This window comes from Streptomyces sp. NPDC091280 (assembly GCF_044768565.1).
In the GTDB taxonomy this organism is placed as follows: Bacteria; Actinomycetota; Actinomycetes; order Streptomycetales; family Streptomycetaceae; genus Streptomyces.
Genome location: NZ_JBIVUZ010000029.1, coordinates 1 through 13,324 on the forward strand (window position 1 = coordinate 1; position 13,324 = coordinate 13,324).

Sequence of the window (13,324 nt, forward strand, 5' to 3'; positions counted from 1 at the left end):
CTTCGCCGAAGTCATCCGCCCACGACCAGCACGAGCACCCCGAACCCCACGCACACCAGACCCGTGACCAGCAACTTCACGATGCACACCGCTCATTGAGATCGACTGGGACTGCGGGGTCCAACCCGACCGGCCCGTCATGGCGCAACTTCCTCAGGATCTCGGCAGCTGCGGCAGAGGGTGTCATTCCGGTGTCGATGCGGCGGTGCACGTACTGGTTGCAGATGCGTAGCAGCAGTGGCCAGCGCCCGGTCGCTCGCAGCAGACCGAGCACGGTGGCTTCCGGCAGGTTGTCGGTCAGGCCGAAGGCGAGGACCTGCCGCGCTTGGGCGGCCGACATTTCGTCGACCTTCACCGGGTACGCGCCGCCCGGGAGCACGTCTGGCAGTCGCGTGGTGATCAACCGGCGGCACTTGGCGCCGCCGGTCAGGAATGGTGCGAGCTGGTCGGCGCTCCACACGTCGTCCAGGAGAAGCAGTGTGGGCGGGCGAGCGTCGAGCAGTCGGCCCAAGTGCGCGCCGGCCAGATCCGGGTCGTCGAAGACCGTAGTGTCCCCGGTGATGAACCGGGTCGCTTCGGCCACCTTCGCGGTGATATCCGCCCGGCTGCGCACGTCCAACCCGAGGGTGACCCGGTAGATCCGCCCACGGAAGCGGCGCTGGACCCGTCGGTCGGCCCAGACCATCTCCGCGAGTGTGGACTTCCCGAAGCCCCCGGCGCCGTGCAGTCCGGCCGCAGCCGTGATCCCCACTGACCGTGACCGCCGTCGTCGGCCCAGCTCAGCCGCTACCTGACGGGCTTGTGCACGGTCGATCACCCACCGCGGTATCTCCGGGGGCGCTGGCGGTGGTGGGTCTTCGGCCGTCGACGAGGACTTGACCTCGTGGAACAGCGTGTACAAGGCCAATAGCAGGGCCAGTGCCAGACCCACGCCCAGGACTATCCATGCGTGCCGCCGAACCTGGTCGAGTGGCCCCGGCCACCGGTCCTGGCCAGTGGCCGCGTTCTCCGCTGCCGAAGTCACCGCACCGACCACTGCCGTGATCACGGCCGACGTCGCTAGTCCCGGCCACCGACTCCCGGCCACGAGCCCCCCAGTACCTCACACACCGTCACAAGAGGCTACTGCCGGGCCAACCATTCATACCGATGAATGCAGAGATCCACCCCCCGGGGAATACCGCAGGGGAGGAATACGTACCCGGTACCAGCTCTGCGCGAGGACCTCACCGTGCAGCAGGTGCCGCCCTTCGGCACCTGACCGCGAACCTGTGGCGGCTAACCCGTTCAGAGGCTGAACTGACGCAACGTCACCCGGAGCGATGTCACGTAGCGGTCGGGCTGTTGAGATCGGCGAACGGATCATGGACAGAGCCGGTAACGAGTGGTCACGTTGCTCGCTGGAACAGGGCTCCTGATCCTCGGTGGGGCACGTCCACGATGCGTACGAGCTCGAAGCCGTGGCGCAGGTAGTACGCGTGCAGTGCGGGGTTGTCCTTCCAGGCGTCCAGCCGCAGCAGCGTCTTGCCTGCCTCGGCGCTGTGCTGTGCGGCCCAGTCCAGGAGTTTGGAGCCGATGCCCTGTCCGACCGTCGAGCGGCTGACCGCCAGGCGGTGTACGTACAGGGCGGTCTCGGGCCGGTCGTCTTCCTGCCAGAACTCGGGGTCCGCGTGGTCGTCCACCTGGATCGTCGCGACGGGCTGAGCGTTACGGAAGGCGAGCAAGCACCCGCCGTGGCCGATGGCCTGCTTGATCTCGGCCCGCTCTGGCGGGTACTGCCACTGGCCGATGCCCCGGGAGGCGAGCCAGGTGGAAGCGTCGGTGAGGAGTGCCTCGACCAGGTGGAGTTCGTCCCTGCCGGCCGGTCGTACGTCGAGGTGGGTCATGGTGTGTTCGCGGTGTCGTGCGCCGGCGTCAGGCGGGTCAGTGCGGCGGCGAGGTCGTCGCAGAGGTCGTGGGGGTTTTCCAGTCCGATGTGGAGACGGACGAGTCGGGGGGCGTCGGTGGGGGCGGCCAGGGCGCGCAGGTGGTGGGGAATGGCGGGCATGACCAGGCTCTCGAAGCCGCCCCAGCTGGTGCCGAGGCCGAACAGGGAGAGGCTGTCGATGAACTGGGTGAACGCCTCTTCGCTGCTGGGGGCGAGTTCGACGGTGAAGGGTCCTGCGGCGCCGGAGAACTGGCTCTGCCACAGCTTGTGGCCGGGGTCGGTGTCGAGGGCGGGGAACAGGACGCGCTGGACGCCGGGCTGGGAGGTGAGCCAGTGGGCGACGGTGAGGGCGGAGCGTTGGTGGGCTTCCATGCGCACGGCCAGGGTGCGCAGTCCGCGCAGGGTGAGCCAGCAGGTGTCCGGGGCGGCGTGGGTGCCGTTGCAGTCGCAGTAGGCGCGGACGCCGGCCAGGGCGTCGAGGGTGCCGGTGATGAGGCCGAGCAGGAGGTCGGAGTGGCCGTTGATGAACTTGGTCGCGGCGTGGATGGAGATGTCGATGCCCAGCGCGTGGGCGTCGAAGAAGACGGGTGTTCCCCAGGTCGCGTCGCAGGCGACGGGGACGCCGCGGTCGTGGGCCGCCGCGCTGATGGCGGGCACGTCCCACATCTCCATGGTCAGCGAGGCAGGCGTCTCGACGAACACCAGGCTCGTGCTCTCGCGCAGCAGGGGCGCGATGTCGGTGTCGTGGGCGAAGTACTCCACGTCGGTGCCCGAGGGGATCAGGACGTTGTCGCAGAAGACCCGGGTGGGCCCGTACACGCCGGCGCCGATGAGGAGGTGGCGGCCGGGGCCGGCGTGCGCGGCGAGCACGGCGGTGATAGCCGCGAGTCCGCTGCTGGTCGCGATGCACGTCTCGGTGCAGGCGATCTCGGCCATGGCGCGCTGCAGTTCGAACGTGGTCGAGGTGCCGGATCTGCCGTAGCGCGGGCCGTCGAAGACCAGTGCGCCCTGGGCCTGCTTGTAGGCGTCGTAGGAGGCGAACACGGTGGTCGAGGTGCGCACCAGCGGAGGGCTCACCGCGTTCGCGGCGGCAGCGGTTTCCCGGCCGGCGTGGATCAGAAGCGTCTCGGTGTCCATCAGGGGCATCCTTTGGTGATCAGCGGTAGGGCCAGGGTCGAACGGGCGGGGTGCTGGTGCACGCCCGGCGGGCCGGCGGCGGACTCTGCTCGTCCGGGTGCGCACGGCCCGCGGTGTCGCTCAGCGGTTGCCCAGCTGCTGGGCGGGAGCGGGGGCGGCGTCGAGGCCGGCGTCCTGCGGCTGCGGGGCGGTGTCGGCGTCGAGTGCGGCGGGCTCGTGCAGGTTGCGGAAGAGGACCCAGCTGATCAGGGGCATCAGGACGAGGGGGGCCAGGGCGGTCTGCAGGGACGTGGCGTCGGCGAGTGAGCCGATGACGGGGCTGGCCAGGCCGCCGATGCTGACGGTCAGGCCGAGGGTGATGCCGCTGGCGGTGCCGATACGGGAGGGCAGGTAGTCCTGCCCGAGGGTGACCTGCAGCGAGAACGGCACGTACAGGCAGACCGAGGTCAGGGCCACGAACAGGTAGATGGCCGGGCCCGGCACCCACACCACGCCCGCGATGGCCGCGGCCGTGATCAGGTAGGACCAGCGGGTGACCGTCACCCGGTCCCAGCGGCTGGCGAGGTTCCCGCCGACCACCGAGCCGATCGCGCTGCCGCAGTACAGCACGGTCAGGGCGATGGTGCCGACGATCTCGCCGCCGCCCAGGCGCTGGCGGGCGTACAGGGCGATGAAGGTGCTCATCCCGACGAAGGCGATCGAGCGGAAGACGACCGCGAGGGACAGCTTCACGAAGGAGGCGACGTCGTCGCTCCCGGCCGGCAGCGCGGTCGCGGCGTCGCCGACTTCCTTCTGCTGCAGGGCGCGCACCACGGGCAGGCACAGCGCGGTGCCGACGAGGGCCGGCAGCACCAGCAGCGGTGTCCAGCTCAAGCCTCCGGGGGCGACCACGGCGGTGACCATGAGCGGGGCGAGCGCGAAGCCGATGTTGCCGCCGCTGGAGAACCAGCCCATGGCCCGGTGGCTGCCCTGGCTGGCGAGGCGGGCGACGCGGGCGGATTCCGGGTGATAGGCGGCCACGCCGATGCCGGAGACGGCGACGAAGACGAGGGTGAGCGCGTAGGAGCCGCCCAGGCCGCTCAGGGCGATGCCGACGCCGCCGAGCAGGGTGCTGACCGGCAGCAGCCAGGGCATGGCCCAGCGGTCGGTGAGCGCGCCGAAGACCGGCTGCGCCACCGAGGACAGCAGCGAGGCGGCCAGCACGATGCCCGAGGCGACCGCGTAGGTGTAGTCACGTTCGGCGATGAAGAACGGCACGAGGGCCGCCACGGCGCCTTGGTAGATGTCGACGCAGGCGTGGCCTACGGAGAGCAGGGTGATCGAGGTGTTCCTTTTCATACCGTCATGCTCCGGGCCCGCCACCCTGTCCCGCTTCCGATAAACTGCCACATGATGACGGAAGTCCGCCACGAGTCCGTGGCCCCCACGCGCACCCAGTGGCTGGCGTCCGGTGAGGCGATCGACGCCCACCGGCACGACGACCACCAGATCATCTATGCCGGGCGCGGGGTGCTGGCCATCACGACCAGCGAGGGATCCTGGGTCGCCCCCGGCACCCGGGCGATATGGGTGCCCGCCGGCACCGTGCACGCCCACCGCGCCTACGGCGAACTCGACCTGCACCTGGTGGGGCTGCCCGCCGCCGAGAACCCGCTGGGCCTGGGCGCACCCACCGTGCTGGCCGTCGGTCCGCTGCTGCGCGAGCTGATCATCGCCTACACGCACGGCGAGGACGACGGCAGCGGGGAGCGGGCGCGGCTGCGGGCGGTCCTCCTGGACCAGCTGCGGGCCTCGCCCCAGCAGCCGCTGCACCTGCCCACCCCCACCACGCCTCTGCTGCGCGCGCTGTGCGGGATCCTGCAGGCCGACCCGGGCGACGGCCGGACCCTGGCCGAGCTCGGCCGCGAGGTCGGGGCCAGCGACCGCACCCTGTCCCGGCTCTTCCGCAGCGACCTCGGCATGACGTTCCCGCAGTGGCGCACCCAGCTGCGCCTGCACCGCGCGCTGGTCCTGCTGACCGAGGGCAGCGCGGTGACGGCGGTCGCGCATCAGTGCGGCTGGTCCTCCGCGAGCGCCTTCATCGACGTCTTCCGCCGCACCTTCGGCCACACCCCCGGCTCCCACCCCGCGCACTGACGGCCGCCGGCGGGCAGGGCCCGAGGCCGGGCCGCCACGGCGTGGTCCGGAGGGGGACCCGTACGGCGGGCCGGGCCCGGGTTCCTTCCGGTGGCCGGGCCGGTGTTGCAAGAATCCGTGGCAGGAGGCCGATCGCATGCATGAAACCGCACCCGCAGTCCCCGCCGGGCCGGGGGTGTCGCTGGACGAGCTGGATCTCGCGCTGGTCACCGCCCTGCAGGTGGCGCCCCGCGCGCCGTGGAGCCAGCTGGCGGGCCCGCTCGGGGTGGACGCGGCGACGCTCTCGCGGCGCTGGGCGCGGCTGCGGGAGGCGGGCGTCGCCTGGGTGACCTGCTATCCGGCCGCGGGGCAGGTGGGCTACGCGGCTCTCGCGCTGATCGAGGTGTCCTGTGTGCCGCAGGCCCGCGAGGACCTGGCGCAGACGATCGCCCGGCATCCGCAGGCGCTGGGTGTGGAAGTGGTGTCCGGGTCGTGCGATCTGCTGCTGACCGTGGCCACCGGCAGCATGGAGCTGATGTCCTCCTACGTGCTGGCGCTGGGCCGCATCGCCTCGGTGACCGCCACCCGCACCCACCTGGTGCAGCATCTCAACCGGGAGGGCAGCCGGTGGCGCTTCGACTCCCTCTCCCGCGGCCAGCAGCGTGATCTGGCCGAGCCCGCCGGCGGTGCGGCGGGCGGCGGAGCGGCCGTCCTCACCGTCGAGGAGCGCCGCCTGGTGCTGGCACTGGGCCCCGACGGCCGCCGTCCCGTCGCCGCGCTCGCCGCCGAGCTGGGCCGCCCCGAATCGAGTATCCGGCGTGCCCTGGGCACCTTGTTGCACGGGGACGGCAAGGCGGTACTGCGCTGTGAAGCCTCCCTCCCGCACGCGGGCTGGCACAGCACGGCGACGCTGTGGATGAGCGTGGCGCCCACCGAACTCGCCCTCGCCGCCGAGGAGATGGCGCAGCTGAAGGAGACCCGTCTGGCGGCGTCGACGGCCTCGGAAGCCAACCTGCTGAGCGTGGTGTGGCTGCACGCCCTGGACGACCTGGCCCGCTACGAGGCCCGGCTGGCGGCCCTGATGCCCTCCGTGCGGGTGCTCAACCGGGTGGTCACCCTGCGCTGGGTCAAGCGCATGGGGCGCCTGCTGTCCCAGGACGGGCGCAGCGTCGCCAGCGTGCCGATGGACCTGTGGCAGCCGATCCCCTGAACCACCACCCCCACACGTGACGCATTCCCGCATACAGCTCACTCATGTGGCGGATCCATGCAGTTTCCGGAGGTTGCGGCGGTGTGAACGGATGCTGACGGCGTTCGACCACGTCATGTCCTCGCACCGCGAGCCGGACCGGAAGGATCCCCCATGTCCCCCACCACCCCCACCACCTCGACGGACCTCGTCTACCTCAGCGCCGCCGAGGCCCAGCGTCTGTTCACCGCCCGGGAGCTGTCCCCGGTGGAGCTGATGCAGGCCGTCATCGAGCGGACCGAGACGATGGAACCGCGGATCAACGCCTTCACCGAGCGCCTCTTCGACCAGGCCCTGGAGCAGGCCCGGCACGCCGAGGACCGCTACCTGGGCCGCAATGGTCTCCAGCCGCGCCCGCTGGAGGGCATCCCGGTCTCCACGAAGGAGAAGCACGCGATCAAGGGCCGGCTGCTGACCGAGGGCTCCCTCCTCAAGGAGAACAACGTCGCCGACGAGAACGCCCCCGTCATCGACCGCATCCTGGAGGCGGGCGGCATCGTCCACGCCCGCACCACCACGCCCGAGTTCTCCGCCGCCACGTTCACGCACTCCCGCCTGTGGGGCATCACCCGCAACCCCTGGAACCCCGAGTTCTCCCCGGGCGGCTCCTCCGGCGGCGCGGGCGCCTCCCTCGCGGCCGGCACCTCGGTGCTGGCGTCGGCCTCCGACATCGGCGGCTCCACCCGGATCCCGTCCGCGTTCACCGGCACCGTCGGCTTCAAGGCCCCCTACGGCCGCAACCCCGGCATGGGCCCGCTCGCCGCCGACCACTACCGCGGGGACGGGCCCATGGCCCGCACCGTCGACGACGTGATCACCTTCCAGAACGTGCTGTCCGGCCCCCACCCCGCCGACCCCAACTCGATCCGCCCCAAGCTGACCCTGCCCACCGCCTACCAGGACGTCACCGGCCTGCGCCTGGCGCTGTGCATCCGGCTGGGCGAGTACGACGTCCACCCCGAGATCGAGGCCAACACCCGTGCCACCGCCCAGGCGCTGGCCGACGCGGGCGCCGTGGTCGAGGAGATCACGCTGCCCTGGACCAGGCAGGACCTGCTGACCGCGATCGCCGGCCACTACTCCACGATCTTCGGGGCGGCAATCCTGGAAATCCCGGCGGAATACCGCGACCGGCTCAGCCCCAACACGGCCGCCTTCGTGGAGCTGATGGACAGCTTCCACGGCCGGGTCAGCTACCTCGACGCGCTGCGCGCGGAATACCGCCTCCAGAGCCAGCTCGCCACCGCCCTGGAGGGCTTCGACGCCCTGCTGTGCCCGACCACGGCGGTCCCCGGCTGGCACGCCGGCGACGACCTCACCGGGGACAAGGTCGTGGTGGACGGCCAGGAGGTGGCCGAGCCCCTGTGGGCCGCCATGACCGTACCGTTCAACATCAACAACCGCTGCCCCGTCCTCAACGTGCCCTCCGGCTCGTCGAGCTGGGGTGTTCCCACCGGCGTGCAGATCGTCGGGCACACCTACGACGACGCGGCCGTCTTCCGCGTCGGCAAGGCCCTGGAAGTCCTGCGTCCCTGGTCGTACACGGCCCTGCAGCAGCAGTCCTGACCCTCGCACCCCCAGCCCCCGCGCTGCGGGCGGCTTCGCACGCGTCGCAGAACATGAGTGCAAGGAGGCACCATGACCAACCTGGCGGAATTCCTGGTGGAGACCGCGTCCCGGTATCCCGAGCAGCCCGCGCTGCGGCTGGGCACCGCGGTCACCAGCTACGCCGAACTCGACCGGCGCAGCGCGCAGACCGCCACCCTGCTGCGGGAACTGGGGGTACGGAGCGGTGACCGGGTCGCCCTGATGGTGCCCAACGTGCCCGAGTTCGTGATCCTCTATTACGGCATCCTGCGTGCCGGGGGGATCGTGGTGCCGATGAATCCGCTGCTCAAGGCGCGGGAGACCGAGTACCAGCTGCGTGACTCCCAGGCGGTGCTCCTCGCCGAGTGGCATCTGGCCCCCGGCGAGGGCGCCCAGGGCGCCTTCGCCGCCGGCGTCCGCCGGCTCGTGGTCGAGCCCGCCGCCCTCCGCGCCCGGCTGGCCGGGCACGAGCCGCTGCCCGGGATCGCGGGCGGCGCCGGCGACGACGTCGCCGTGCTGCTCTACACCTCGGGCACCACCGGCGTCCCCAAGGGCGCCGCCCTCACCCACGCGGGCCTGCGCCACAACACCGAGGTCAGTGCCGTCGAGGTGCAGCGGGCGACGCCCCTGGACGTCATCGTGGGCTGTCTGCCCCTGTTCCACATCTTCGGACAGGTCTGCACGATGAACGCCGCCGTACGCAGCGGCGCCACGCTCACCCTCATACCCCGCTTCGACCCGCAGGGCGTGCTCGATGCCATCGCCCGCGACCGGGCCACCGTCTTCCAGGGCGTGCCCACCATGTACGCGGCCCTGCTCCAGTCCCCGCACGCCGCGACGGCGGACGTCTCCACGCTGCGCATGTGCATCTCGGGCGGTGCCTCGCTGCCGGTGGAGGTCCTGCACGGCTTCGAACGACGCTTCGGCTGCATGGTGCTGGAGGGCTTCGGCATGTCGGAGACCAGCCCGGTCGTCACGTTCAACCACCCCGACCGGCCCCGCAAGGCCGGCTCCGTCGGCACCCCGATCCGCGACGTCGAGGTGCGCCTGCTCGATGACGACGGCCAGGACGTGGCGCCGGGCGAGGTCGGCGAACTGGCGGTACGCGGACCGAACGTGATGAAGGGCTACTGGAACCGGCCCGAGGAGACCGCCGCGGCCATCCCCGACGGCTGGCTGCGCAGCGGCGACCTCGCCCGCGCCGACGAGGACGGCTACCTCTACATCGTCGACCGCAAGAAGGACCTCGTCATCCGCGGCGGCTACAACGTCTACCCGCGCGAGATCGAGGAAGTCCTGCACGAGCACCCCGCCGTCGCGCTGGCCGCCGTCCTGGGCGTGCCCGACGAACACCTCGGCGAGGAAGTCGCTGCCGCCGTCGTCCTGCGCCCCGGAGCCTCGGCGAGCGCCGAGGAACTCCAGCACTTCGTCAAAGACCGGGTGGCCGCCTACAAATACCCGCGCCACGTATGGCTGATGGACGCGCTCCCGACGGGACCGAGCGGCAAGATCCTCAAACGGGAGATCTCCGCACCGGCCGACTGACCGGCCCTCCCACAACCCGGAGGGCACCGCCGAGCCGCCGGCCGGCACGGACCAGGGACAGGCCGCGGGAAAACACCCGCAGCCTGCCCTCGCGGTCTGAGCCGGCTGCGCAGCCTCCCGTGCCTGCCCCGTGGTGACCCTCGCGGAAACCTCCTGGCCACTACCCCAGGCGCTGGCTAACGTGACCTTGGAAAGGCGGCCGGTGAAGCGAACAGATGAACAAGATGCCGCAGGACACCGCGGCGCGGAGACGGCATCGAAGGGAAAGACCCCAGGACACATACCGCTCGTACTGGCCAGCACGTTCGCGTACAGAACGGCCACGGGAATGGGCCCCCTCGCGATCCTCGTCACCCTCTCCGAGCGGCAGTCGCTGGCCACCGCATCGTTCGCACTGACGTGCTGGACCCTGGCCGGTGCGCTCGCCCAGCCCCTGTGGGTCACCGCGGCCTTCCGCCTGGGACAGGCACAGACCCTGCTCACCCTCGCCATGGTGACGGCGTTGTGCCATGTGGCGATCGCCGCGGCGCCCTCTCCGGTTGTCGCCGTGGTGACGGCTTCGGCCGCCGGTTTCTTCCTGCCACCCGTCACCGCGCAGGCCCGCGGGCGGATCGCAGACCTGCTGGAAGGGGAGGAGCGTGAGCGCGCGTATCGGGTGGAGTCGGCACTGGCGAGTCTCGCGTTCGTCGTAGCTCCGATCCTGGTCGGCGGCTCCCGCGTTCTCTCGCATCACGCGCCGATGGTCGCCGCGGCCATACTCCTGCTGGGAGTGAGCGTGGTCTTCGCCTGGGACGGCAAGGCTGGGGACTGCGACACCAGCGAGCGGGCCGCCGAGCACCCGGATCCCTTTCGGGCCGGAGCCTCTCGGACCGCGGTCCGGTCGCTGATCATCGCGGGGGCGGCCTGCTACGGGATGCTGGCCTGCGTCGAGGTGGCTGTGGTCGCCGAGTTCGACAGCACGGCCGTGTCGTCATGGGTACTCGCGGCCTGGTCGCTGGCTTCGCTCGGGGGAGGACTCGCGGCCTCTCGTCTCCGTCTTGGACGAACGAGGCGTGCGGCATTCCTGTTTGTGTCACCCGCGGCCTACTTCCTGCTGGGTGCCGGAGACGCGGGGCAGGGGCTGTGGTTCGCACTCGTCCTGGTGGCCAGCGGCGTCGCGGTCTCCCCCACTCTGGCACTGATCACATCGCGGATGGCTGCCGCGGTGGCCGCGCCGGCCAGGCCGCAAGCCTTCGCTTGGCTGCAGAGCAGCTCGTGGGCAGGGGCCTCCGCCGGGACGGCGCTGGCCGGACTGCTCGCCTCCGGGCAGCAGGAGAGTGTGATGCTCTTGGCGGGAGCTCTCGCACTGACCGTCGCCTTCGGGCTGGCTGCGGCAGGACGGGCAGTGTCCTCCGTCGACAGTGAACCTCTTTCATCCTGAAGAGCCGCAGGTCAAGAACGGATGGACGACGTGGGCGGCGGCACAGACACGCCGGGGTGGACATCGGATTCCTGACGCCTTTGCGTCACTGCCCGGCGGGTTCTCGCAAGCACGCGGCATCGCCTGCCGAAGACGATGACAGCGCGTCAAAAGGCAGATCGATCAAACTGCTTGCGGAGCCGAACGGCACGGTTCATCCCGACGGCGGGGACATCCGCCTGCCCGCAGGCGGCAGCCAGAAGGGGGCTGACCTGGTCCGCTCCCGGGTCGCGCTGGGCGTCCGCCTGAACTCCGTGGCACCGGGTGACCGGCTGCCGGACGCCGCCGTCCTCGCCGAGGAGTTGGGGATCAGCAAGATCACCGTGCGCCGCGCGCTGGAGGGGATGTGCCAGGACGGTCTGCTCGACCGGCGGCCCGGCCGGACCGGAGGCACCTTCGTCGCCGCGGACTGGAACACCGGCGTCACCCTGATGCACGACGCCGAGAAGGCCGCTGCACTGGACTCCCTCCACCTGCTGCTTGAATGCGGACTGGTGGCGCACAGCGCGGGCGAGGTCCCGGACGGCTCGCCCGAAGGACTGAGGTCGCTGGTCGCGGAACTGGACCTGGCCCAGGACCCGGCCCGGCTGGTGGAACTGGAGACCCGCTTCCACCTCGACCTCGCCGAGCTTCTCGGCGGCGCAGAAATCCGCGAGGTCGCCTCCGCCCTCCTCGGCCGGCAGTGCCTGCTGCTGCCCGCACCCGGCCCGGCGGTCGTACGGGCCCGCAACCGCTGCCACGTCAGCCTGCTCACCGAACTCGGCCGCGGCGCAGTAGACCCAGCCGTCCGGGCCGTCAAGGAACATCAGCGCACCGGCCCGAGCTGACGCCGACCTGCTCGATGGCCTCTGCCGACAACCCTCCCGCACTATCCGGGCGCACAGTGGGTGCGGATGGGGCCGCCGATGTACCCCCGGAGGGCGGAGCCGATGGCGCCGGTCACACCCCGTGACCGGCGCGAGCAGCTCGGCGAAGACACCGGACGACGTCAGCTCGGAGAGTAGTAGGCGTCGATGGGAGCGCGTGCCTCGTCGAACAGGGCCGGGCCGTCCTGCGGCACGGTCGGCCAAGCCCCCGAAGGGTTGAGCTCGACGAGCTGTTCGGTGGACAGCGCGTAGACGACCCGGCCGATACCGGAGCGGACGATGCCGCCCCCGCACATGCCGCACGGCTGGCAGCTCGTGTACATGGTGGTGCCGGCCGCTGTGCCGGTGTCCAGCTCACGGGCCGCCCACCGGGCCAGCTTCAGCTCGGGATGGGCCGCGATGTCATTGTCCCGTTGGACCGTGTTGTGGGCCTCGGTGAGGATCGCCCCGTCCGGCCCGGCCAGCAGCGAACCGTACGGCGCGTCGCCCAGCTCCACCGCGCGCGCCGCGATAGCGATGGCCCGCCGCAGCAGCGCCTCGTCAGCAGTTGTGATCACGACTTTGTCCTCCACTGTTCGGTCACCGCCGCGAGCATCCGCCACGCGGCCTCGGGACGGCGGGTCTGAGCCGGGTCCCCGTCATATGGGTCGAGCACCACCGTCTCGGCGCCGAGCGCGCGAAGTTCCTCCAGATCGCCCACGATCTGCTCCAGAGTCCCGACGCCGGCGGGTCGTTCGGCCTCCTGGACCGGAGCGTCGGTCTGTCGCAGCGCGATCCGCGGCGCGAAGCCCGGCATCGGATTGTCCGCGAGGACCGACCGCATCCGTGCCACCGGAAGCCGCAGCGGATGCCAGGCATCGCCGAACCTGACCGCCCGCCGGACCGCCGCCGCGCTGTGCCCGCCGACCCACACCGCAGGCGCGGCTGCGTCTTCCGCCCGCCATGCCTCCCGCACCACGCCCAGGTACTCGTCGGTCAGCCGCCCCCGCGCGCCGAACGGCACCCCGAGCGCGTCGAATTCCTGCCGCGCCCACCCGACCCCCACCCCCAGGACGAACCGCCCGCCACTGAACTCCTGGAGATTGCTCGCCATCCGCGCGACCAGCAGCGGGTGCCGGTAGGGCAGCACCAGGACGGTCGTGCCCAGCCGCAGCCCGCCATCGCTGATTCCGGCCAGCCAGGACAGGGTGGTGAACGGGTCGTAGAACCGCTCCGGATACCGCTCCGCGACATCCGGGGTGATGGTCACATGGTCCGACACCATCAGCAGGTCGAACCCGAGTCCGGACACGACCCGCGCCCACGCGCGCAGTACGCCGGGGTCGGTGCCGGGCCCGAAGTTGGGTACGTTGACGCCAAGTTGCATGCCCCGAGGTTATTCCGGCGATCACGTCACCGGAACCGACACTTCCCGGCGATTCCCATCGTTCACCAGGAAT

The 13,324-nt window shown here is 71.2% G+C and carries 12 protein-coding genes; 6 read left to right on the plus strand and 6 right to left on the minus strand.

The window, feature by feature from the left end; all coding sequences use genetic code 11:
- Window positions 1-76 precede the first annotated feature (76 nt).
- From ACIQPR_RS48045 to ACIQPR_RS48060, 4 genes are all read right to left on the minus strand, one after another.
- On the minus strand, window positions 77-1,087 hold the full coding sequence (locus ACIQPR_RS48045) for an NB-ARC domain-containing protein (protein WP_403663816.1): 1,011 nt from the start codon (window positions 1,085-1,087) through the stop codon (window positions 77-79).
- A gap of 301 nt (window positions 1,088-1,388) precedes the next feature.
- Window positions 1,389-1,886 carry a GNAT family N-acetyltransferase gene (locus tag ACIQPR_RS48050; RefSeq protein WP_403663819.1) on the minus strand — a complete coding sequence of 166 codons (498 nt, stop codon included), beginning with the start codon at window positions 1,884-1,886 and terminating at the stop codon, window positions 1,389-1,391.
- Window positions 1,883-3,064, minus strand: a complete 1,182-nt coding sequence (locus ACIQPR_RS48055; protein ID WP_403663822.1) for a trans-sulfuration enzyme family protein — start codon at window positions 3,062-3,064, stop codon at window positions 1,883-1,885. Before ACIQPR_RS48055 ends, ACIQPR_RS48050 begins: the two co-directional genes overlap by 4 nt.
- A gap of 120 nt (window positions 3,065-3,184) precedes the next feature.
- Window positions 3,185-4,402, minus strand: a complete 1,218-nt coding sequence (locus tag ACIQPR_RS48060) for an MFS transporter (protein WP_403663825.1) — start codon at window positions 4,400-4,402, stop codon at window positions 3,185-3,187.
- Window positions 4,403-4,456: 54 nt separating this feature from the next.
- On the opposite strand from ACIQPR_RS48060, the gene ACIQPR_RS48065 reads away from it, so the two are divergent.
- The 6 genes from ACIQPR_RS48065 (at window position 4,457) to ACIQPR_RS48090 (ending at window position 11,846) form a co-directional block, all read left to right on the plus strand.
- Window positions 4,457-5,200 (plus strand): AraC family transcriptional regulator, encoded by a 744-nt coding sequence (locus ACIQPR_RS48065; protein ID WP_403663889.1) that lies wholly within the window; start codon window positions 4,457-4,459, stop codon window positions 5,198-5,200.
- 136 nt (window positions 5,201-5,336) lie between these two features.
- Window positions 5,337-6,389: an Lrp/AsnC family transcriptional regulator gene (locus ACIQPR_RS48070; protein WP_403663828.1), complete on the plus strand. Its 1,053-nt coding sequence runs from the start codon at window positions 5,337-5,339 to the stop codon at window positions 6,387-6,389.
- A 153-nt stretch (window positions 6,390-6,542) separates the two neighbouring features.
- Window positions 6,543-7,994, plus strand: a complete 1,452-nt coding sequence (locus ACIQPR_RS48075) for an amidase (RefSeq protein WP_403663831.1) — start codon at window positions 6,543-6,545, stop codon at window positions 7,992-7,994.
- A 72-nt stretch (window positions 7,995-8,066) separates the two neighbouring features.
- On the plus strand, window positions 8,067-9,560 hold the full coding sequence (locus tag ACIQPR_RS48080; protein ID WP_403663833.1) for a long-chain fatty acid--CoA ligase: 1,494 nt from the start codon (window positions 8,067-8,069) through the stop codon (window positions 9,558-9,560).
- 130 nt (window positions 9,561-9,690) lie between these two features.
- Entirely contained in the window at window positions 9,691-10,980 is a 1,290-nt protein-coding gene (locus ACIQPR_RS48085; protein WP_403663836.1) for an MFS transporter, read from the plus strand.
- Between the two features lie 293 nt (window positions 10,981-11,273).
- Complete coding sequence (locus tag ACIQPR_RS48090) at window positions 11,274-11,846, plus strand: FadR/GntR family transcriptional regulator (protein WP_403663839.1); 573 nt, start codon at window positions 11,274-11,276, stop codon at window positions 11,844-11,846.
- 161 nt (window positions 11,847-12,007) lie between these two features.
- On the opposite strand, the gene ACIQPR_RS48095 is transcribed toward ACIQPR_RS48090, so the two are convergent.
- Together ACIQPR_RS48095 and ACIQPR_RS48100 are read right to left on the minus strand one after the other, a co-directional pair.
- The gene (locus tag ACIQPR_RS48095; protein ID WP_403663842.1) at window positions 12,008-12,442 is read right to left on the minus strand and encodes a nucleoside deaminase; all 435 of its coding nucleotides are present in this window, start codon (window positions 12,440-12,442) and stop codon (window positions 12,008-12,010) included.
- A complete protein-coding gene (locus tag ACIQPR_RS48100) occupies window positions 12,439-13,251 on the minus strand; it encodes an LLM class flavin-dependent oxidoreductase (RefSeq protein WP_403663845.1) in 813 nt (270 codons plus the stop codon). The genes ACIQPR_RS48095 and ACIQPR_RS48100 overlap by 4 nt, the downstream gene beginning before the upstream one ends.
- Between the last annotated feature and the right edge of the window lie 73 nt (window positions 13,252-13,324).

Coding starts and splice junctions, on each gene's coding strand:
- ACIQPR_RS48050 (WP_403663819.1), bottom strand. CDS start 1,886: ATGACCCACCTCGACGTACGACCGGCCGGCAGGGACGAACTCCACCTG.
- ACIQPR_RS48055 (WP_403663822.1), bottom strand. CDS start 3,064: ATGGACACCGAGACGCTTCTGATCCACGCCGGCCGGGAAACCGCTGCC.
- ACIQPR_RS48060 (WP_403663825.1), bottom strand. CDS start 4,402: ATGAAAAGGAACACCTCGATCACCCTGCTCTCCGTAGGCCACGCCTGC.
- ACIQPR_RS48065 (WP_403663889.1), top strand. CDS start 4,457: ATGACGGAAGTCCGCCACGAGTCCGTGGCCCCCACGCGCACCCAGTGG.
- ACIQPR_RS48070 (WP_403663828.1), top strand. CDS start 5,337: ATGCATGAAACCGCACCCGCAGTCCCCGCCGGGCCGGGGGTGTCGCTG.
- ACIQPR_RS48075 (WP_403663831.1), top strand. CDS start 6,543: ATGTCCCCCACCACCCCCACCACCTCGACGGACCTCGTCTACCTCAGC.
- ACIQPR_RS48080 (WP_403663833.1), top strand. CDS start 8,067: ATGACCAACCTGGCGGAATTCCTGGTGGAGACCGCGTCCCGGTATCCC.
- ACIQPR_RS48100 (WP_403663845.1), bottom strand. CDS start 13,251: ATGCAACTTGGCGTCAACGTACCCAACTTCGGGCCCGGCACCGACCCC.